The organism is Niveispirillum sp. FG148, assembly GCF_057809655.1.
In genome coordinates this window covers 1-5,699 of sequence record NZ_JBMDKJ010000063.1, presented here as the reverse complement: position 1 = coordinate 5,699, position 5,699 = coordinate 1, and the positions used below count along the sequence as shown (strand labels likewise).

Here is a 5,699-nt window from a genome sequence, read left to right as displayed (position 1 = left end):
CACATCCAGCACCAAAAGGGAATCCCAGATTCCGACTTACAGCGCGACGCTCTAGCGCGCCGTTCCAGGATGGCGGTGGCACGGCCGAAATAGACATCGGCCGGCGTCAGGTTACCGATGCTTTCATGATATCGGCGGTGGTTGTAATGGTCGACGAAGCCCTGGATTTTGGCTTCCAGGTCGCCGGGCAGGAAATAGTTTTCCAGCAGGATGCGGTTCTTCAGGGTCTGGTGCCAGCGCTCGATCTTGCCCTGGGTCTGGGGGTGGTTGGGGGCGCCGCGGACATGATCCATGCCCTTGTCTTCCAGCCATTCGGCCAGATCGCCGGCGATGTAGGACGCACCATTGTCGCTGAGCAGGCGGGGCCGATGCGCGACCTCGACCTGATCACAGTCCGAGGCCTCCAGTGCCAGGGGCAAGGTGTCGGTGACGTCTTCGGCTCGCATGTTCGTGCACAGCTTCCAGGCGACGATATAGCGGGAATAATCATCCAGGATGGTCGACAGGTAGAACCAGCCCCAGCCGATGACCTTGAGATAGGTGAAATCGGTCTGCCACATCTGGTTGGGGCGGGTGGTTTTGTCGCGGAATTTCTCGGCCGCTTTGATCACCACAAAGGCTGGGCTGGTGATCAGGTCATGGGCCTTCAGCAGCCGATAGACCGAGGCTTCCGAGACGAAATAGCCCTTGGTGTCGGTGAATGTCACCGCCAGTTCACGCGGCGACAGGTCCGGCGCCTCCAGGGCCAGTTCGATCAATTGCTGGCGGACCTTGTCGGGAATGCGGTTCCACACCCGGCCCGGCGCGCTGGTCCTGTCGGCCAGGCCGCCTTCGCCCAGCGCCCGGTAGCGCGCATACCAGCGATAGAAGGTGGTGGCGGGAATGCCCAGCCTGTCCAGGGTTCGGCGCAGCGGCAGGTGCGATGCCTCGACCAGGCGGATGATCTCCAGCTTTTCAGACGCGGGGTATCTCATTCCTCGTCGCCCCCATCCGCGATCATGCTTTTTTTGAGCAGGCGGTTTTCCAGGGTCAGCTCGGCGACCACTTCCTTCAGGTCGCGCATCTCCCGCCGCAGGTCCTTGACCTCGCCCGTGCTGGCCTGACGGGCCGTGTCGCCCGACAGACGCTTCCTGCCGGCCTCCAGGAATTCCTTGGACCAGCTGTAATACAGGCTCTCTGCGATGCCTTCGCGCCGGCACAGTTCCGCGATGCTGTCCTCGCCCCGAAGGCCCGACAGCACAATCCGGATATTCTCCTCCGCCGAGTATTGTTTGCGCGTCTGCCGCCGGATATCCCGGACCACCTGCTCGGCACCCGATTTCGGCGCCATGGATTTCTGCCTCATCTGCGTTCCCTTCGGTCACTACGATGAGCCAGAAATCCTCCCTTACACAATCAGCCCATTTTGTCCCACAGGGGCTGACGGCGGACAGATATGCCGGTCGCGGAATTCCGGGCTGAAGCGTTCCAGCAGCCGGACCTGTTCCTCCGACAGGGTGATCTGGCGTTCCGCCGTACTCTTTTCCAGGCGCAGCAGGCGTTCATGCTTGGTCAGCAGCCCGTGGCGCTGCCACACGCCGCGCACCCCGCCCGATGATACCTGGATGTCGCGCAGCGCCAGTTCCTGGGCCACCCGCAGCGGCCCGTGGCAGGGATGGGACAGGGCATAATCCAGCACCGCCGTCTCCACCTCCGCCGATACACGGTTGGGATGCGGGCCGCGGGCGCCCGGCAGCCGGTCGATCAGACCTGCCGCCCCATAGGTCTGGTAATTCCGGCGGATCTCATAAAATTGCTGTCGGCTGTAGCCCATCACCTTGCAGGCTTTGCTGACATTCCCAAGCTCCGATGCAAGTTGCAGCATGCTCAGCTTGCGGCGTGCTACCTTCTCTGCCGTGGTCATGACGTGCTCCGGTCATAGGGTTGATGTGGATAGCAACTCCATCAAACCTCACCAGAGGCGACATGGCCACACCCGCCCTCGCGAGCGCCGGTGTGGTCATAACTGTCAGGTCATTACTCGATCAGCACAGCGGCCACCTGCTTGTCACCTGCCGACGGAAGGGAGTTCAAAGCGGCCCGAATAGGCAGAACAAAGGTTAATGACCGGTAATCATTGGATTTATCCGTAATGATCCCCAGCACCTCGCCTGAACTGTTGTACAGGGCGCCGCCCGAAAATCCGGTCAGGACGAGGACATCACTGATGATCATGGGCCCGCGCTCCGGGGTTGCCCAGAAGGCACTGACGATGCCTTTCGTGACGGCGCCGCGCAGGTGGTCCGGCTGTCCGACAGCGTAGACACTTTCCATGATCTTGGGATGCTCGTTCAAGGTGAACGAGGCCTCGCAGGTTTCGGAACCGTCATCGGGCACCGTCAGCAGGGCGATGTCCAGCGACGGGGACTGCCATTCAAGATGTGCAGGCCGGCTTGTCACGCTGCCTTCGGCTGCCGACCAGGCGCCGACCTTGATCGAATCGGCGGAGGCGACGACATGTGCGGCGGTCAGATAGCGGCAGGATTTGCCCGATTTTCCCAGCGCGAGGGCCATGCCGTCACTGTGGACGGTCCGCGTGACCATGATGGGCGGAGGAACGGGACCCGAGGGCTGCTTCTCCGGGGTTTTGCCATCACCGGTTTCCGGCGACACGGCACCCGGTTTAATGTTGTCCTTCGGCGTGGCAGGTGGCTGCGCCGTCCTGGTCGTTGACGTCGCGTTGACGAAATAGAATATCTTGTGCCTGTCGCCCAAGCTGGTGCCCGGTTCCGCCGGCAGGGCTGGCGGCGGCATCTGGATGTAGGTGCCGCCGAGTCCGCTTGCCGGTTCGGAGGCATTGCGTGCGGCCTTCGACTTGGCCTCCTTCGTCGGATTCTGCGCGGCGGCGGTTGGGGTGGTGGCTGACGGAGCGTCTGCCGCCACCGGCTGGGGCGTCACGCAACCGCCGAGCAGTGGCGCGGCGAACAGTATCGAAGCGAGGAGCGTGCGGGCCTGGCGGCAAGGGCACATGACGATCTCCGGTGCGGCTGGAACGGACGGGGGGAGGAGGGAGGCCGAGGGGGACTTCCCCCTCGGCATGGGCTTCGTTGCGATGTCAGCTATTGGGAGATGTGACCTTGGCCTTGGGCACGAGAGAGATCGTGAGCTTTGCATACCGGAATTCGCGGCCGACCTGGGATGCCGTCTGTGCTTCGAAAATTTCCGATGAGATGTACTGGGCTGCGGTCCGGTGATGGACGACGTCCCGCAGGCTGTAGGCTCTCAGCAGCGCCAGCTCTTCATTGCTGACCCACTGGCCGGGAACGATGTGAATATTCGTGGGTTGCGCATTGATGCTCGCAATGGCGGCGGGGATGCTGATTTCCCCGAACTCACCCTTGTAGGGAATGCCCTTGCCGCGGGGAGGCGAAGCGTCCGCCGAGCCGCCATAGGTGATCTGCAGGCTGAAATTCAAGGCATCGGTCTTCAGGCGCTGCACCATCTGCTCGATATGCGTCATGACCAGGTCGGAATAGGCCAGCCCCTCACGGCCACCGGCCTTGTCCGAGGTGAAGAGCAGGTATCCACCGTTCGGAAAGAAAGTCCGGGGACTTTCCCAGCGATACGACACTTCGATGGAGTTCCGGTTGACCTGCACCTTGGCGTCGAACTTGCTGCCGGGATATTGCGGCTCGTATCGGGACGCGAACACCTGGCGGACATCGGCGATGTCTCCCTCCGCGATGGTTCGCAGCTTCTCGAGCTGAACCTCCTCGAAACTCTTCTGGCGGGGCTGCGGCTTCGTGGTGGATGCCTGTGCCGTCTGCTGCACCGGCTCAGGTGCCGGCTTGGCCGTTTCCGACCGGAAAGGCAGCGCGATGTTGAAGTCCTTCAGACCGCCACCAGTGGGACCATAGGTGGATCGCGCTTCGGTCATGATGTTCGAGCACCCGGTCAGCGTGATCGCCAGAAGGCCGAAGCCGATCCAGATAAGGAACTGTTTCATTTTATCCTCCGGTTCTGATGGTTAATCACCACTTATTTCGCCGCCGTTGAACACGACATTGCCGACGACGTCGATACTTGCCGAATTGGCGTTTGAGCAGTCGATAACGACCATGGAACTGCCGTTGCCGCCGGACGCCTCAATCTCTCCGAGGTTCATGACACGGTTGCCCATCAGCAGCACCCGCTGATGGGCGTGCGTGCACTCGACCCTCACCATGCTGTCCGCGACGTGCCGGGTATTGACGGCCAGGTTGTTGGTCACGATGGTGACCGGACTTGGACTTTTCACGGTGACGGGGACATCGAGGTAGGTGTTGTTGAGGGTCGGAAGCGCAATGCGGGGCGACTTTGCATTTCCGATGATCTCATCGGCATACCGGTCGGCTTGTGTGTAGCGCTCCGTGCCGATCACCTCCTGCGCCCCGGTATCGGGCATCACTCCCAGGATGGGGATCGCAAAGCCCGCGCTAGCGAGTGATGTACGCGCTAGCCAGGATCTTGCCGTCGATTTCATATGCGAGCTCCATATGGCTGGTCAGGGGGTCGAGGATGTGTGCTGGAAAGCAGGTGGTATTCAGATGGGGTTTCAGGCCTCCTTTATTGCTCTTGATCGCGATATTTCCGTCCTTGTACTGCACCAGATTGACGATTGCCGGTTGACCTGCCGTCCCTTTGCGGTCGATGTAGGCGCAATACCCGCCGCCTTCCTTGAGAACGTTGATGGTTACCTGCTCCGCGATACCCACGGCGGTCGTGTCGGCAGCCCGGGTCATGTCCGTGAAGGGGACCAGCGAGGCGCACTCTTCCAGGGAGATCTGAATATTCGATTTGGCAATGCGCGTGATGATTTCCGATACCAGATGATCGGTCAGGAGTTGCAGCGCGTACCCGACGGGGGCGTTGCGAACAAATGACGTCTCGCCTTTTGCGTAATTCTTACCCATTACGATAAAGGCTGAGACACCAGCTTCCTGACCGTAGAACTCCACCTCACCCGACACGCTGGTTATCATTCTGTTATCTTTGGCCACCAAGGCATTCAATTGAATGGTGACGGCATAGACCTTGGCCTTGGTGCCCGAGCCGATGCCGACTTCGGCCTGTTGCTGCAGCACAGTGCGCTGTTCCGCTCCCAGGATGGAGCCGTTGATCACGATGGCGGGGGAAATCACGCCGGCCAGCGCGCTTTCAATGGCCAGGCGCTCGGGAACGCCGGGCGTCAGGGTATAGCCGCGGACGCCGGTGAGGTTTTCCGTCTCATAGGCAGAAAAGACGTTGGTGATGCGGGACAGCGCACCGATCACGCGCTGGTGCAGATTGGTGGGTAGAACAACATCTCCCACCTGGGGCGGGCCGTCATTGCGGACGGGAGCCACGACGACCTTGTATTGGTGGCTTTTGTTGTAGGCGGCAAGCTTGTTCGAGATGCAGTTCAGCCGGGTACTGGCATATGTATCCGTCTCGCGCACGACGGGAGGCGGAAGGTCGACAGCAAAGTCCCGGGGAAAGGTGCTGGTATTGGCGCAGGCCGCCAAAGTGGCCGAGGACGCCATCAGTAGGATTTTAACAAATCCCGAAATGCGGAGTTTCGACCACTTCGGCATAGCCCTTGCTCCTTGCTTGAGACGCGCCGTTACCGGGTGACGAGGTTGTTGACCTGACCGGTCGCTATCACCGCTTCGCCGCCCGACACGTCGGCGTTGGAAATGATC

General features: G+C 61.1%; 5 protein-coding genes and 1 pseudogene. All 6 read right to left on the bottom strand.

All coding sequences use genetic code 11. The annotated features are described in order from the left end of the window. Positions 1-1,345 (bottom strand): IS3 family transposase gene (locus ACODTW_RS28130; RefSeq protein WP_488949533.1). Its coding sequence is split into 2 segments (ribosomal slippage), with 1,346 coding nucleotides annotated over them: positions 1-1,009 and positions 1,009-1,345; the frame shifts between segments, so codons are not numbered across the junction. This gene is flagged as partial in the annotation. A gap of 87 nt (positions 1,346-1,432) precedes the next feature. Further along, positions 1,433-1,903: pseudogene (locus ACODTW_RS28125) on the bottom strand (helix-turn-helix domain-containing protein); the annotation flags it as partial. A 113-nt stretch (positions 1,904-2,016) separates the two neighbouring features. After that, positions 2,017-3,009 carry a S1 family peptidase gene (locus tag ACODTW_RS28120; protein WP_488949532.1) on the bottom strand — a complete coding sequence of 331 codons (993 nt, stop codon included), beginning with the start codon at positions 3,007-3,009 and terminating at the stop codon, positions 2,017-2,019. An 85-nt stretch (positions 3,010-3,094) separates the two neighbouring features. Beyond that, the gene (locus ACODTW_RS28115) at positions 3,095-3,985 is read right to left on the bottom strand and encodes a hypothetical protein (RefSeq protein ID WP_488949531.1); all 891 of its coding nucleotides are present in this window, start codon (positions 3,983-3,985) and stop codon (positions 3,095-3,097) included. 21 nt (positions 3,986-4,006) lie between these two features. Next, positions 4,007-4,423, bottom strand: a complete 417-nt coding sequence (locus ACODTW_RS28110; RefSeq protein ID WP_488949530.1) for a hypothetical protein — start codon at positions 4,421-4,423, stop codon at positions 4,007-4,009. A gap of 31 nt (positions 4,424-4,454) precedes the next feature. Next, the coding region (locus ACODTW_RS28105) for a hypothetical protein (RefSeq protein WP_488949529.1) at positions 4,455-5,699 on the bottom strand (1,245 nt) is incomplete at its 5' end.